General features: G+C 37.6%; 13 protein-coding genes. 9 read left to right on the forward strand and 4 right to left on the reverse strand.

All coding sequences use genetic code 11. The features are described 5' to 3' along the window. The first annotated feature begins 13 nt into the window (after nt 1–13). A complete protein-coding gene (gene gatB/aspS, locus MR054_RS10670; protein WP_242157846.1) occupies nt 14–3,355 on the forward strand; it encodes a bifunctional amidotransferase subunit GatB/aspartate--tRNA ligase AspS in 3,342 nt (1,113 codons plus the stop codon). 132 nt (nt 3,356–3,487) lie between these two features. Next, nucleotides 3,488–4,015, forward strand: coding sequence for a DUF2911 domain-containing protein (locus MR054_RS10675; RefSeq protein WP_242085317.1), 528 nt, complete (start codon nt 3,488–3,490; stop codon nt 4,013–4,015). A 58-nt stretch (nt 4,016–4,073) separates the two neighbouring features. Here MR054_RS10675 and MR054_RS10680 read toward each other — a convergent pair whose 3' ends face one another. Continuing rightward, nucleotides 4,074–4,703 (reverse strand): 7-carboxy-7-deazaguanine synthase QueE, encoded by a 630-nt coding sequence (locus MR054_RS10680; RefSeq protein WP_242085318.1) that lies wholly within the window; start codon nt 4,701–4,703, stop codon nt 4,074–4,076. A 106-nt stretch (nt 4,704–4,809) separates the two neighbouring features. On the opposite strand from MR054_RS10680, the gene MR054_RS10685 reads away from it, so the two are divergent. The 7 genes from MR054_RS10685 to MR054_RS10715 are packed head-to-tail and all read left to right on the forward strand — an operon-like array spanning nt 4,810 to nt 10,326. Next, nucleotides 4,810–6,348, forward strand: coding sequence for a helicase HerA-like domain-containing protein (locus MR054_RS10685; protein ID WP_242157847.1), 1,539 nt, complete (start codon nt 4,810–4,812; stop codon nt 6,346–6,348). A gap of 35 nt (nt 6,349–6,383) precedes the next feature. Beyond that, nucleotides 6,384–6,941 (forward strand): hypothetical protein, encoded by a 558-nt coding sequence (locus MR054_RS10690; RefSeq protein ID WP_242157848.1) that lies wholly within the window; start codon nt 6,384–6,386, stop codon nt 6,939–6,941. A gap of 11 nt (nt 6,942–6,952) precedes the next feature. After that, nucleotides 6,953–7,927: a YitT family protein gene (locus tag MR054_RS10695; RefSeq protein ID WP_242157849.1), complete on the forward strand. Its 975-nt coding sequence runs from the start codon at nt 6,953–6,955 to the stop codon at nt 7,925–7,927. A 2-nt stretch (nt 7,928–7,929) separates the two neighbouring features. Further along, the gene (locus MR054_RS10700) at nt 7,930–8,295 is read left to right on the forward strand and encodes a cupin domain-containing protein (protein WP_242157850.1); all 366 of its coding nucleotides are present in this window, start codon (nt 7,930–7,932) and stop codon (nt 8,293–8,295) included. Then, complete coding sequence (locus MR054_RS10705; RefSeq protein WP_242157851.1) at nt 8,292–9,119, forward strand: alpha/beta hydrolase; 828 nt, start codon at nt 8,292–8,294, stop codon at nt 9,117–9,119. Before MR054_RS10700 ends, MR054_RS10705 begins: the two co-directional genes overlap by 4 nt. A gap of 19 nt (nt 9,120–9,138) precedes the next feature. Continuing rightward, nucleotides 9,139–9,885: a pseudouridine synthase gene (locus MR054_RS10710; protein WP_242157852.1), complete on the forward strand. Its 747-nt coding sequence runs from the start codon at nt 9,139–9,141 to the stop codon at nt 9,883–9,885. A gap of 12 nt (nt 9,886–9,897) precedes the next feature. After that, entirely contained in the window at nt 9,898–10,326 is a 429-nt protein-coding gene (locus MR054_RS10715; protein ID WP_242157853.1) for a VOC family protein, read from the forward strand. 45 nt (nt 10,327–10,371) lie between these two features. Here MR054_RS10715 and folD read toward each other — a convergent pair whose 3' ends face one another. The 3 genes from folD to MR054_RS10730 form a co-directional block, all read right to left on the reverse strand. Next, nucleotides 10,372–11,247: a bifunctional methylenetetrahydrofolate dehydrogenase/methenyltetrahydrofolate cyclohydrolase FolD gene (folD, locus tag MR054_RS10720; protein ID WP_242157854.1), complete on the reverse strand. Its 876-nt coding sequence runs from the start codon at nt 11,245–11,247 to the stop codon at nt 10,372–10,374. A 70-nt stretch (nt 11,248–11,317) separates the two neighbouring features. Next, nucleotides 11,318–12,646 carry a signal recognition particle protein gene (ffh, locus tag MR054_RS10725; protein ID WP_242157855.1) on the reverse strand — a complete coding sequence of 443 codons (1,329 nt, stop codon included), beginning with the start codon at nt 12,644–12,646 and terminating at the stop codon, nt 11,318–11,320. A 178-nt stretch (nt 12,647–12,824) separates the two neighbouring features. Beyond that, entirely contained in the window at nt 12,825–14,591 is a 1,767-nt protein-coding gene (locus MR054_RS10730) for a hypothetical protein (protein WP_242157856.1), read from the reverse strand. Between the last annotated feature and the right edge of the window lie 22 nt (nt 14,592–14,613).

The following is a 14,613-nucleotide window of genomic DNA, read 5'->3' on the forward strand; positions in this document are numbered from 1 at the left end:
ATATAATGAACAGATGAAACTGGAACAATTAAATGAGCTGTTAAAGGCTCACGAAATAGAATTAGTTATTGGTCTGGAGACCCATGTTCGACTGAATACCAAAACCAAGTTATTCTGTTCCTGTGCCAACCAAGAATCGGAGATTCCTAATACCAATATTTGTTCGGTATGTACCGGACAAATGGGCGTTCTACCGGCGGTTAACAAAGAAGCTGTTAAAAAAGCTATCTACTTTGGCAAAGCCGTGAAATCAACCTTTGAAAATGACGTGATTTCTTGGGATCGAAAGCATTACGAATATCCCGACAATCCTAAAAATATTCAAATAACACAATTCCATAATCCTATAATCCCTGATGGGCAAGTATCGTGTTTTAGAAATGATGGTTCTCAATTTACCGTTAATCTGACGCAAGTTCATATTGAAGAAGATGCCGCTAAATTGATGCACGAGAAAACAATCTCCTTGGTAGATTTTAATAAGGCCGGAGTGCCTCTCATAGAAATTGTTACAGAACCTTGTATTCGGCATATTGAAGACGCCTCAACATATGCGCAATACATTCAACGGATAGTCCAAAACTTAAAAATATCTGAGGCCAATCTGGAAAAAGGTGAATTTAAAAGTGATGTCTCGGTATCACTCAGAAAAAAGCACAGCTATAACCTGAATCCCCGTACCGAAATAAAGAACTTAAACTCCTTTAAGTTTATGGTGGAGGCCCTAAAAGAAGAGGTTGAAAAGCAACTGCATTATTATTTGGAGCACAAAGATTTTAGGCCAGAGCAAACTACTGTTCTCTTTGACGCCGATTTGAAGCAAACCAAAACCATGCGTAAAAAGGAATATGAAGCGGACTATCGTTTTATTTCGGAACCCGATTTGCCTTTTGTAAACATTAAAGCGGTTGTAGATACTATCGATGTCGATATTAGTGCTTTACCCTTTGCTGTAGAATCCATATTAATTAGAGGCGGCGTTTTACCCCAGGATGCAAAATTCTTTACAGCCGACGCTTTACGTTCTGAAACGTTTGTAACCATTAATAATATCATAAAAGACCCGTCCTTTGTTGCAAAGACATTAACCAATAACATTAAGCCCGAAGACTATTCTCAAATTAAGAACGTCTCGGATTTTATAGCGATTTTCAATTTATTGAAAGACGAAAAAGTAACGCCTGTATTAGCGCAACATGCCATTAAATCGCTGTTGAAAGATTCTCGATTTGACTACAAATCCTATTTTGAGTCCAATTCCATTTCCGAAGAAAAAATCCATGATGCGATACAACAGGTTCTTTCAAAAAATGAATCTGTGGCTAACGATATATTAGCCGGAAATCAAGGAAAAGCCGGAATTCTCGTTGGAAAGGTGATAGCCATTATTGGAAAGGGTGCCTCAGGCAAAGTCATACGCGAAGGCATTATTAATCAATTGCAAAGTAGGGCGACCATAGCACCAGGTAGTTCGATTTCTGTTGAAAAACCAACATCCCCTAAAAAGGAGCAATTAACAAAAGTACAGGAAGAAGAGAACTTACCTGAAATTCCTATTGTTGTAAAGGACAATTATCGTACCCACAAGGCTTCACAGCTTTCTGAACGTTCAATTTCGGAAAGGGTAACCCTAGCAGGGTGGGTATCCAGTGTTCGTGATCACGGCGAACTGATCTTTATTGACTTAAGGGATTCCAGTCATGAAACGTTTCAGGTGCGATTAAGCAGGGAATCATTTCCAAATCTGGATGAACTGGTAAAATTGAAACCCGAATCGGTCATTACCGTAACCGGTGTTATTGTAAAGCGACATGCCGATGATTATAATCCAACCCTTAGAACGGGAACCATTGAATTAGAAACGTCTCATTTGGACATTCTTAACTTGTCGAGAACCCTGCCTTTTGAAATCAAACGTGCCCATAAAACGAACGAAACGGTCCGTTTTCAATATAAATATCTGGATCATAGAAATGATGACGTACGTCGCGCTATTGTAAACCGTCATAAGGTCATTAAGTTAATGCGCGATATCCTGGATGAACAAGAATTTTTGGAAGTAGAGACCCCAATTCTTACTGCTGGAACCGATGAAGGTGCCAGGGAGTTTATTGTTCCCACAAGAAAGAAGGCAGGATCTTTTTATACCCTTCCTCAGGCTCCTCAACAGTTTAAACAAATGTTAATGGTGAGTGGTTATGAGAAATATTTTCAGATAGCACGCTGTTTTAGGGATGAAGATTCTCGTGGCGATAGACAACCGGAATTTACCCAATTGGATATTGAAATGGCCTATGCCAGTATGCAGGACATTATCGATTTAAATACCAATTTATTTAATGCCATTGTCAACAAAATTTATGGTAAAAAATGGATGTTATACCCATTTGAAGTCATTACGTATCAAGAGGCAATGGATAAATATGGTTGCGATCGCCCTGATTTGCGTTTTGGTTTACCATTACAGGATATTACGGATATTGTTAAAGAAACCTCTTTTCAGGTTTTTAGCAAGCCCATTGACGATGGTGGTATTGTAAAATGTATTAAAGTTACCGCGAAAGAGCAAGGCAAAAAACGGTTGTCGAAAGGACAAATTGAAAACCTCACAGCTATTGCACAAGAGCATGGCTTGGGAGGTCTGGCCTATATTATCGTGAATGAGCATGATCTCCAATCTCCTATTATCAAATTTTTAGGTGAGGCCATTGCAGAAAATATTATTACAACCACCAATGCCCAGGTTGGTGATATCGTATTTTTCTCGGCTGCCGATTACGACACCGCCAATAAAGCTTTAGACGCGGTTAGACAGGCATTGGGCAGGATGCTTAAACTGATAAACCCCAAAGAATTACGCCCCGCTTGGGTAGTTGACTTCCCCATGTTTGAAAAAACGGATGAAGGTCGCTGGACCTTTACACACAATCCTTTTTCCATGCCGGTGGTTAGCGATATTCAAAAGCATATTGATGGCAAAGAGGAGGAAATAGGGGCTATTATTGCCCAACAATATGATTTAATCCTAAACGGTTACGAAATTGGTGGAGGATCTATAAGGGCTCATAAGCCGGAAATTTTGGAGGCCACCTACAGAAATATGGGTTACAATAAACAAGACATGCTTAAAAGTGTGGGAACCATGTATAAAGCCTTTCATTATGGAGCTCCTCCTCATGGTGGTATTGCCTGGGGTGTGGATCGATTAATGATGATACTGGAGAAAAAAGCGTCCATTAGAGAGGTCATGGCATTTCCAAAAACCGGTACCAGCGAAGATTTGTTATTTGGATCACCATCACCGCTACCCGACAAAAAAGTTGAGGAAATGAATGTAAAAGTGATTAAAAAATAAGCCATAATGGATCTCTCTAATTAATTTTTCCAAACCATAATTTTAAACTTTAACATTCTAATACCTTATTTTACCATAATATTAACACCATTTTCTTTTAACTTTAGACTTTGTAATTAAAAAACCCTTCTAATGAAAAAATCGACACTTATTTCAACCATCATCTTTGCATTTATTTTGGTATTATCAACAACTGTCACCGCTCAGGATTTTGCGGGCTTGGATAAGAGTCCTATGGATGCAGCCTTATATAAAACGTCTCGAAATGCACCTGTTATTGCAAAAGTCATTTACAGTAGACCCCAATTAAAAGGACGTTCATTAGGCAGTTTGGCTCCTAATGGGAAGGTTTGGCGTACTGGAGCTAACGAGGCTGCTGATGTCATTATTTACAAAGACGTTGAAATAGGTGGAAAAGCAGTTAGTGCTGGTGAATATTCACTTTTTACCATTCCAGGAGAAAATGAATGGACCATTATTTTAAACAAAGACATTAACGTTTGGGGTGCATACTCATACAATGCAGATAACGATGTTATTCGAGTGAAAGCACCGGTTAGTTCGGGACCCGAATTGGAAGCCTTTTCCATAGCTTTTAGCAATGGCACCATGCATTTAGGTTGGGGTACGGTAAGGGTTAATGTTCCTTTTAGCAATTAAATTTCATATACCTGTTATAGAAAAGGCTAAAAATCAAATTTCTTTTTAGCCTTTATTTTTATGGGATATTTAAATATTTATGGGTTTGTAAGGACACTTTCCATTTTGGGTTTTTCATCACATAATCTACGATGTCCGGAATGACCTTTTCCCTTCTACTCCATTCGGGCTGTAAATATAAAATGCAGTTTTTATTTACCTTGGCTGCCTGCTCTTCGGCAAATATGAAATCGGCCCTGTTATAAACAATAACTTTTAGCTCATCTGCTTTATCATATATCTCCGGGGTTGGAAGTTTTAATTTTTTTGGCGATAAACAAATCCAATCCCAAGTTCCTGTTAACTTATAGGCTCCCGAGGTTTCGACGTGCACCTGCATCCCTTCTGCTTTAAGTAATCCCGTTAAGGGTGCCATATCCCAAGTTAAGGGTTCGCCACCAGTTACCACAACCGTATCACTGTATTGTTTTGCATGGTGTACGATCTCCGTGGTGCGAGTTGGAGGATGTAAATCGGCATTCCAACTTTCCTTTACATCACACCAGTGGCACCCTACATCACAGCCACCAATCCGCACAAAATAAGCTGCTGTCCCCTTATGGTAGCCCTCCCCCTGTATGGTATAAAATTCCTCCATTAAGGGTAGCATTTCTCCTCGATCCACCAATTGCTGTATCTCTTTTTTCATCGTTGGCAAAGATAACGCATTTGCAAGGGAAATGTTCAAAAGATTTTATATATCTTGTTCATTTGAATTGTCGTATAATGGTTATTTTTAGCAAAATATCGCACGTATGAGCAAAAAGGAAACTTTTTTTAAACATATCACTGAAGGCTATACTACTAAAGGTGATTTTATCCCCATTGGAGCAGCCATGTTAAACGGTGAAACGATAACCGGGGCCCATGTAAAGATTCCCTTGAAAACCATGAATCGCCATGGCTTAATAGCAGGGGCTACAGGCACGGGGAAAACCAAATCATTACAAATATTAGCTGAACATCTCAGTGATAAAGGTATCCCTGTTTTATTGATGGACATTAAAGGTGACCTAAGCGGTCTGTCCAAGCCAAGTCCCGGACATCCAAAAATTGATGAACGCCATGAAAAGATAGGCCTTCCATTTGAAGCGAAGGACTTTCCTGTTGAAATTTTAACGCTATCCGAACAGGATGGTGTGCGCCTAAGAGCTACAGTGAGTGAATTTGGTCCGGTTCTCCTATCAAGGATTTTAGACTTATCGGACGCTCAAACTGGTGTTGTTGCTGTTCTTTTTCAATATTGTGATGACCATAAATTACCTGTATTGGATTTAAAGGATTTTAAAAAAATCCTGCATTATGCTACCAATGAAGGTAAAGAGGAATTTTCCCGGACCTATGGCAGAATATCTACAGCATCAACGGGAGCCATTCTAAGAAAAATTATTGAATTGGAACAACAGGGTGCCGATTTATTTTTTGGAGAAACGTCGTTTGAGGTTGATGACCTCTTGAGAATTGACGAAGATGGCCGGGGGTATATTAACATCTTAAGGTTAACTGATATCCAGGATCGGCCTAAATTATTTTCCACCTTCATGTTGAGCTTATTGGGAGAAATTTATTCTACTTTCCCGGAACAAGGCGATAGTGATAGACCGGAACTTGTTCTGTTTATAGATGAGGCCCATTTAATTTTTAACGAGGCCTCCAAGCCTTTATTAAATCAAATTGAAAGTATAGTAAAATTAATTAGGAGCAAAGGTGTGGGCCTATACTTTGTAACACAAAACCCCTCTGATATTCCCGAAGCGGTTTTAGGCCAATTAGGACTTAAAATACAACATGCCCTTCGGGCGTTCACTGCCAACGATAGAAAAGCCATAAAACTCACTGCCCAAAACTATCCGGATTCCGAATTTTACGATACCACAGCGGTTTTGACATCACTGGGTATTGGCGAGGCTTTGGTCTCAGCTTTAGATGAAAAGGGACGTCCCACGCCTCTGTCCGCCACCATGATGCGTGCCCCTATGAGTAGAATGGATGTGTTATCCGATACCGAATTAAGTGAGTTACTTTCCCAATCTAAATTGGTGGCAAAATATAATGACACTATTGACAGGGAAAGTGCCTATGAGATGTTAAATGAAAAAATAGAACGTGCAGAGGCTAAAGAAGCCAGGGAAAAAGCACAGAAAGAACGGGAAGCAATGATAAAATCGGCATCGAAAAAAAGCACTTCAACATATAGAAGGAGTACGAGAATGCATCCCGTTGTTAAAGTTTTGACCAGTGCCACATTTATTAGAAGTGTGTTCGGGATATTAACAAAAATGATGAAAAATTAATCTATATATAAACCTTCAAATAAATCAAAAAATTAATGAACAGACTACTTTTAAGCCTTCTAATAGCCATTTATGCCACCAGCTGCAACTATGAAACAAAGGATTTTGAGATTGGCAAATATCATGTTGGTCACTTAACGGATTCAACCCAAGTTAAGGATTTAAAGATGATTTTTAGCAATGATTCCATATCACATTTTGATAGTGATAATGCCCTTTCCAGTAATATCAAGGCTATTGAAATCTTTGATAAACAAGGCAATAAACTGTTAGTGCTTTCACCGAGAATATTTTCCGATTCAACTTCGGTTATTAGTAATGTACAAATCATGGATTCCAGATATAAGACTAAAGAAAACATATCCACTTTAAGTACTTTTAAAGATATTGCTGATGCCTATAAAATTACCAGAATTAATAATTTGATAAATTCAATAGTCGTATCTGTTAATACAATTAATGCCGCTTTCACCATCGATAAAAAAGAATTGCCAGCCAATCTAAGGTTTGATAGAAAATTAAATATAGAAGCCACCCACATTCCGGATAACGCAAAAATCAAATATTTTTTCGTAAACTGGAACAACAAATAAATAGGTAATAAATGAATCCGTTTCTTTCTAAAATATTGGTCGATATTGCCCGCAAAAGAATAGCGCATAAACGTCCTAACCAACCTGTTAGAAAGAGGGAGATTGTGCCTGTAGTCAGGAACCTTCAGGTTGAATTGGCGCACACCATAAAAAAATATATTTTTATAACCATTGGTATCTTTTCAGCTGGATTTGGCTTAAAAGGATTTTTGTTACCCAATAGATTTATAGATGGCGGTGCCACAGGGATTTCCCTGTTAATAGAGAATATTACTCATATTAAACTGGAGTTCTTACTCGTTATCATCAACCTCCCTTTTATATTGTTGGCGTCCAAAACCATAAACCTAAGATTTGCCATTCGTAGCATAATAGCCATTCTGTTTTTGGCTATTGTAGTGCATTACGTGGAATATCCAATAATAACAGAGGACAAACTTCTTATTGCTGTTTTTGGGGGTTTCTTTTTAGGTCTTGGCATAGGGATGTCCATGCGAGGCGGAAGTGTTATTGATGGTACAGAGGTATTGGCTATTTACTTAAGTAGAAAATTGTCATTAACGGTTGGAGATGTTTTATTATTGATAAATATCATTATATTTTCTTTTGGTGCCTATATCCTGTCCATAGAGGTTGCATTATATGCTATCCTTACCTATTTGGCTGCCTCTAAAACGGTTGACTTTGTTGTTGATGGCGTTGAAGAATATGTTGGGGTAACCATAATTTCCGAAAAGCATGAAGCCATTCGGTTAATGATCATTGAAAAATTACAACGGGCCTGTACCATCTATTCCGGAAAGGGAGGCTATGGAGCCGGTAAGACCTCCTTCACCAAAGACATTATTTATACGGTAATGACCCGACTTGAGATATCCAAACTTAAAACTGAAATTGATAAAATTGATAAAAAAGCATTTTTGGTAATGGGCATAGTTAAGGATATTAAAGGCGGTACGATAAAGCGAAAGCCCTTAAAAGATTAAGAATGAAAAAATACCAAATTCAAGACAACCCAATTATTATTCCAACAAGTGATGGTAAACTTATTAAAGAGCACTTTGGCCTGTTAAGTGATGTTAATTCGAAAATAAGTATTGCCCACATGATAGCACCCGCCGGTTGGCAAGAACCGTTTCAAAGACCTGAATTTGATGAGTATACATTTATTATTAAAGGAAAAAAACAATTTATAATTGATGGCGATACAGTTATTTTGGAAGCTGGCCAATCCATTAAAGTTCAAAAAGATACCCGGGTTCAATACTCAAATCCATTTAATGAAGCCTGTGAGTATATTGCTATATGTCTGCCTGCTTTTAGCATGGAATTGGTTAATAGAGAAAATGAATGAAATTGGTTGTAGCAAAATGCATTGGATTATATATTAACCTCCTCGGCTATATTGCACCAAATGACGCTGCTCGCCTGGCCATTTCACTGTTTTCTAAACCAAGAAAAGGCAAACACACCCAAGAAGCTCATGATTTTTTAAATACTGCATTTCAAGAGGAAGTCTTTTTTAATGGAACCTCCATAATGACCTACAGATGGCCCGGAATCCATGAGACCATTTTATTGGTTCATGGGTGGGAAAGCAATGCCTTTAGATGGGAAGCATTAATTAACAGGTTAAGATTAAAGAACCATAATATAGTTGCGGTTGATGCTCCGGGTCACGGTAAATCTGGAAGCAAATCCTTCAATATTATTGACTACTCTGAATACCTAAAGGTTGTAACTTATAAGTTTAATGTCCAAGCAATCATAGCACACTCATTTGGGGGAATGGCCACAATATTCTTTCAATATAAATATCAGGTCCCTTTATTAAAAAAAATTGTTTTACTAGGAGCACCATCTAATCTAGAAGATGTTATTAAACGCTACACAAAAATGATGGGATTTAATACCATCGTTACCAACGCGTTAAAAGCCTTTTACCTGCAGCATTTTGGACATTCGCCCGAATATTATCATGCCGCTAAATTTACTAAAGCCATAAAAACTAGGGGTCTGATTATTCACGATCCAGAAGATCATATTATTCCGTATCGCGATGCATTGGAATACCAGGCCTTCTACCCTAATGTTAAGCTAATCACAACGGAAAATTTAGACCACAGTTTAAAATCTGAAGCGGTTGACCAGCACATTTTAGAATTTATTGCCGACTAGATTATTGTATTTTTGTACTATGGAAAAAGCATTAAAACGAATTAATAAGTTTTTAAGTGAGATTGGCTACTGTTCACGACGTGAGGCCGATAAGCTTATTGAAGCAGGTCGTGTTACTGTTAATGGCAAAATTCCAGAAAAAGGCACTAAAATTGCGCCCACCGATGAAGTTGCTATTGATGGAAAAACGGTTGAAAAAGCTAAAAAAGGCTTTGTTTATCTTGCCTTTAATAAACCTGTAGGCATTGTTTGCACCACAGATACCCAAGTGGAAAAAGACAATATCATAGATTACATCAATTATCCCAAGCGCATTTTTCCGGTGGGCCGATTAGACAAGCTTAGTGAAGGACTTATTTTGCTCACTGACGATGGTGATATCGTAAATAAAATTCTTCGGGCCAGTAACAATCATGAAAAAGAATATGTGGTACAGGTAGATAAACCCATTTCCCAGACTTTTATTGAACGAATGTCCAAAGGGATTTATCTAAAAGAACTAGGACAAACCACAAAACCTTGCAAGGTCGAAAAAATAGACAGGTTCCACTTCAAAATCATTTTAACCCAAGGCCTAAACAGACAGATTAGGCGAATGTGTGACTATTTGAGCTATGATGTCATCGCATTAAGACGTACTAGAATAATGAACATAGTACTGGATACTCCTATGGGAACATATAGAGAATTGACCCAAAAAGAATTAACCACTTTGAACGATCTTTTGAAATTATCATCCAAAACATTTAAACCCTCTAAATTTTAAACTTTTAGAAAAATGAAAAACAAAATCAGCCCTTTCCATCTGGCAATTCCGGTTAACAATATAGAAATCAGCCGTAAGTTCTATCAGGAAATTCTTGGTTGTGAGGCAGGTAGGAGCAGTACTAGTTGGGTGGACTTTAATTTTTTTGGTCATCAAGTAGTTATCCATTACAAACCTAAATCTGAACACTCAGAGTTACATACGAATCCTGTAGACGGGAAAGATGTCCCAGTACCGCATTTTGGAGTTATATTACCTTGGGATAAATTTCATGGCTTGGCAAAACACTTAAAAAACAAAAACGTGACCTTTATTATTGAACCCTATATTCGTTTTAAGGGCATGGTTGGCGAACAAGCCACTATGTTTTTTTATGATCCATCAGGAAACGCTTTAGAGTTTAAGGCCTTTAAGGATATTAATCAATTATTCACCAAATAATTCCAAACTTAAATCAACATCCCAAACCCCCTTCAATACAACTGGCTAATTACGCCTTTTTCTTGCCAACAAGGTGTTTTTAAGCAACATGGCTCTGGTCATAGGCCCAACGCCCCCAGGAACCGGAGTAATATACGCTGCTTTGGGACTTACACTTTCAAAATGGACATCGCCAGCTAAACGGTAGCCCCGCTTTTTTGTTTCGTCAGGAATGCGGGTAATACCCACGTCAACAATAGTAACTCCGTCTTTAACCATATCTCCCGTTAAAAACTCCGGAATACCTAAGGCTGCAATAATAATATCTGCTTGCCTGGTAAGGTTCTCTAAATTTGTAGTCCTACTATGCGCAATCGTTACAGTTGCATTCCCAGCCTTCCTTTTTTGACTCATCAAAATACTCATGGGGCGTCCTACTATATGGCTTCTTCCTATCACTACAACATGCTTACCTGAAGTTTGTATTTGATATCGTTCCAACAGCTCCAAAATGCCAAACGGAGTTGCTGATATAAAGGCAGGTAAATCTAAAGTCATTTTTCCAACATTCACTGGGTGAAAGCCATCGACATCTTTATCTGGATTAATAGCCATTAACACCTTTTGCTCATTGATATGTTTAGGCAACGGTAATTGGACGATAAAGCCATCAATATCATCATTTGTATTCAGATCCTGAATAATTTCCAATAACTTTTCTTCCGTTGTTTCTTCGGGTAAATCAATTAAAGTAGAACCAAAACCAACCATTTCACAATCCTTCACCTTCGAATTCACATAAGTCATACTGGCCCCATCGGTCCCAACCAAAACTGCTGCCAAATGAGGTACTTTCTCTCCTTTGGATTTAATTTGAATGACTTCCTCGGCTATTTCATCCTTAATATCTTTACTGATTTTATTCCCGTCTAGTATGGTCATGGTTTATATAGGTATATTACGTTTAAGATCCTTTGACTGCACTTGGCATGACACTTTTAAGATGTAACAATTAACGCATATTTTTCATCATCTGCATCATCTTTCTACCACCTCCACCTTGCATCATCTTCATCATTTTACTCATTTGAGTGAACTGCTTTAACAGTTGATTGACTTCCTGCACTGAAGTTCCGGATCCCTTCCCGATTCTCCTTTTTCTGCTGGCATTGAGAATGGATGGATTAGAACGTTCTTTTGGTGTCATAGAATGAATAATGGCTTCAATTCCTTTAAACGCGTCATCATCAATATCGATATCCTTCATCATTTTTCCGGCACCGGGAATCATTCCAATGAGGTCTTTCATATTTCCCATTTTCTTTATCTGCTGAATTTGTTTTAGGAAATCATCAAAACCAAATTGATTTTTAGCTATTTTCTTTTGAAGTTTTCTTGCCTCTTGTTCATCAAATTGCTCCTGTGCACGTTCCACTAAAGACACAACATCCCCCATGCCTAAGATACGATCGGCCATACGGGACGGGTGGAAAACATCTATGGCCTCCATTTTTTCACCAGTACCAATAAACTTAATGGGTTTATGGACCACCGATTTAATGGATATGGCTGCACCACCTCTTGTATCCCCATCCAATTTGGTTAGGATTACCCCATCAAAATTCAATACATCGTTAAATGCCTTTGCCGTATTCACCGCATCTTGACCAGTCATAGAATCCACAACAAAGAGCGTTTCTTCAGGATGTATGGCCTTATGAATATTAGAAATTTCAGTCATCATGACCTCATCTACTGCCAATCGGCCAGCGGTATCAATAATAACCACATTAAACCCATTGGCTTTAGCATGAGCTATCCCTGCTTTTGCTATGGCAACAGGATCATTGTTACCTTTATCACTAAAGACATCGACATTAATTTGATCCCCTACAATATGTAATTGGTCAATTGCAGCCGGACGGTATACATCACATGCGACTAATAAGGGTTTCTTCGTTTTTTTATTTTTAAGATAATAGGCAAGTTTACCGGAAAAGGTTGTTTTACCAGAACCTTGGAGACCAGACATTAAAATAACGCTTGGTGATCCCGTAAGGTTAACATCCACAGCTTCACCTCCCATAAGTTCAGTTAACTCGTCCTTTACTATTTTAACTAATAATTGACCAGGCTGTAAAGACTTTAACACATTTTGTCCAAGTGCTTTTTCTTTTACGCTATTGGTAAATTCCTTTGCTATTTTAAAATTAACATCAGCATCTAAAAGGGCTCGCCTTACTTCTTTTAAAGTCTCTGCTACATTTACCTCAGTAATGCTCCCATGGCCTTTAAGAACGTGTAAGGCTTTATCTAATTTGTCACTTAAATTACTAAACATGTGTTCTCTAAATTTTAGGAAGTGCAAAGTTAATGAATTGAAGCATATAATTGAAACCTGATATTATAAAGAAAAAAAAAGCTGTCAATTTATCATTGACAGCCCAAAAAGGATTACCTAGCTAACTAACCTAGTTAAAATCGATTTATGAAGTCTTCCTTTTTTAACCAAAACATAATTATACTTTCTTTTCGAGAACCAAAATACGTTCTACTTCACCGTTGGAATCCAAATCTTTCAATTCAATTCTACCTTCTGTTATTTCAACTAGTTTCCATCTGTGGTTTAATGCACTAAATGGCGCATTATCCGCGAAATACAACCCCAAGTTTAATCCCGACTTTCTGTAAGATAACCATGATCCGCCAAAGGTGCCGTTATTTGGATCTGTAACTTTTACCCTGCCTGATTCATAAAAGCTTAAGGTGTACATATAAAAGTCGTTATCCTTTTCCAATTCTCCTTCCACTATGAAATACCTAGCCACTTCCCAATCACTACTTATTAAAATATCATCTACATAATTCAAATCATCATCCGTATTTGGGCAATGTCTTTCCAAAACCATTTTATTGTCCGGGTTACCTAAACTTTCAAGTTTTATCAATCCGGGTTCAAGGAATGTAATGAGCCATTCCAGTTGTAAGTTCGGTCTTCCTTCCAATTGTATTTGAAGTACAAATCCAGTATTGAATGCCAAAACGTCATATGTTCCTTGAACAAATTCTCCGTTAACACGTATTTTAACTACATTATCCGGGAAGAATTTTAAAGGGGTACCGATATAATCTTTTTCATTATCCACACCATCAATACGCAAACGGGTTACTCTCCATAAACATTCTTGCAAATAATTAAGAACACGTTCCTTAGTTACATCAAAAGTAATATCACAGTTTTTCTTTAGGATAATTCGGTTACCACCAGCCTGATACAATTTAATTCTTCCATGTTCTATATCGTATACAAACCATTCCAATGTAAAATCTACTAAGGTGTCGAATTCTAATTTAATTAAAGCGCCTCTATCTCCTACTCTGGTTGTCCAGGTTCCTGTCAAAATATCACCATTTCTTTTTCGAACTTTAACCACATTTTCAGCTTTAAATACCATTACATATTCAAAGTAATTATCCGCCAAACTCACAGCGTCTCTTTCAAATTCATGAACCACCCATGGACATGACATCAACAGGTTATCCAAGCGCTCTTTAGTAAAGTCATCATCTCCATAATCATTATCATCATCTTCGTCACATGTATCTTTGGCTTCTTCTATGGTTTGTTCCAACTCCAAATTATTGTGAACTACAATTTGTGTTCCATCGGCAAGTACCATAGTCACCGGGAAATTTAAACTGGCCAATACTTCGGCGTCAATAACGCGTTCTATGAAACGGTGCAATTGCCTGTCACTTTCAATAGAAACAACATCTATAACCTGGAAGTTTCTATCATAAACTGAAAATGAAATCGGATATTTAAAATCTACACACTCTATATCGTCATCTGTCTCGTTTTCACCCTTACAACTGGCCACAAATTCTTCTAAATGAGCTGCATTTTCAATAACTATCTCTTCATGGTTTTCGGTAATTATGGTAATGGGAAATATTATTTCCAAATGATCATTATCATCCTCGAATTCATCAAAAATAGCTTCAATAGTTTTAAAGTCTTCTTCTGAATCAATACTAATTTCAAGATTATTGACCACCACCGTAACAGGAAGTTCTATTGACAAACAACTCGCTTTATCAATTATATTGTCTTTAGAACCATCCCGTTGTGAAGTAGCACTAACCAAAGCAGTTAAATTAGAATCGGCAACAAGTGCTTCAGTTTCATTGGGGTTTGTAATTTCGGTTACTTCATCCTGACATGAAGTAAACATTAAGAGGGCAAAAAAAGGAAGCAGGATTAAGAATTTGATTTTTGTTTTCATGATATTTAATTTTGGGTTCAAC

The sequence above is a fragment of the Aestuariivivens sediminis genome (genome assembly GCF_022662105.1).
GTDB classification, from domain to species: Bacteria; Bacteroidota; Bacteroidia; order Flavobacteriales; family Flavobacteriaceae; genus Aestuariivivens; species Aestuariivivens sediminis.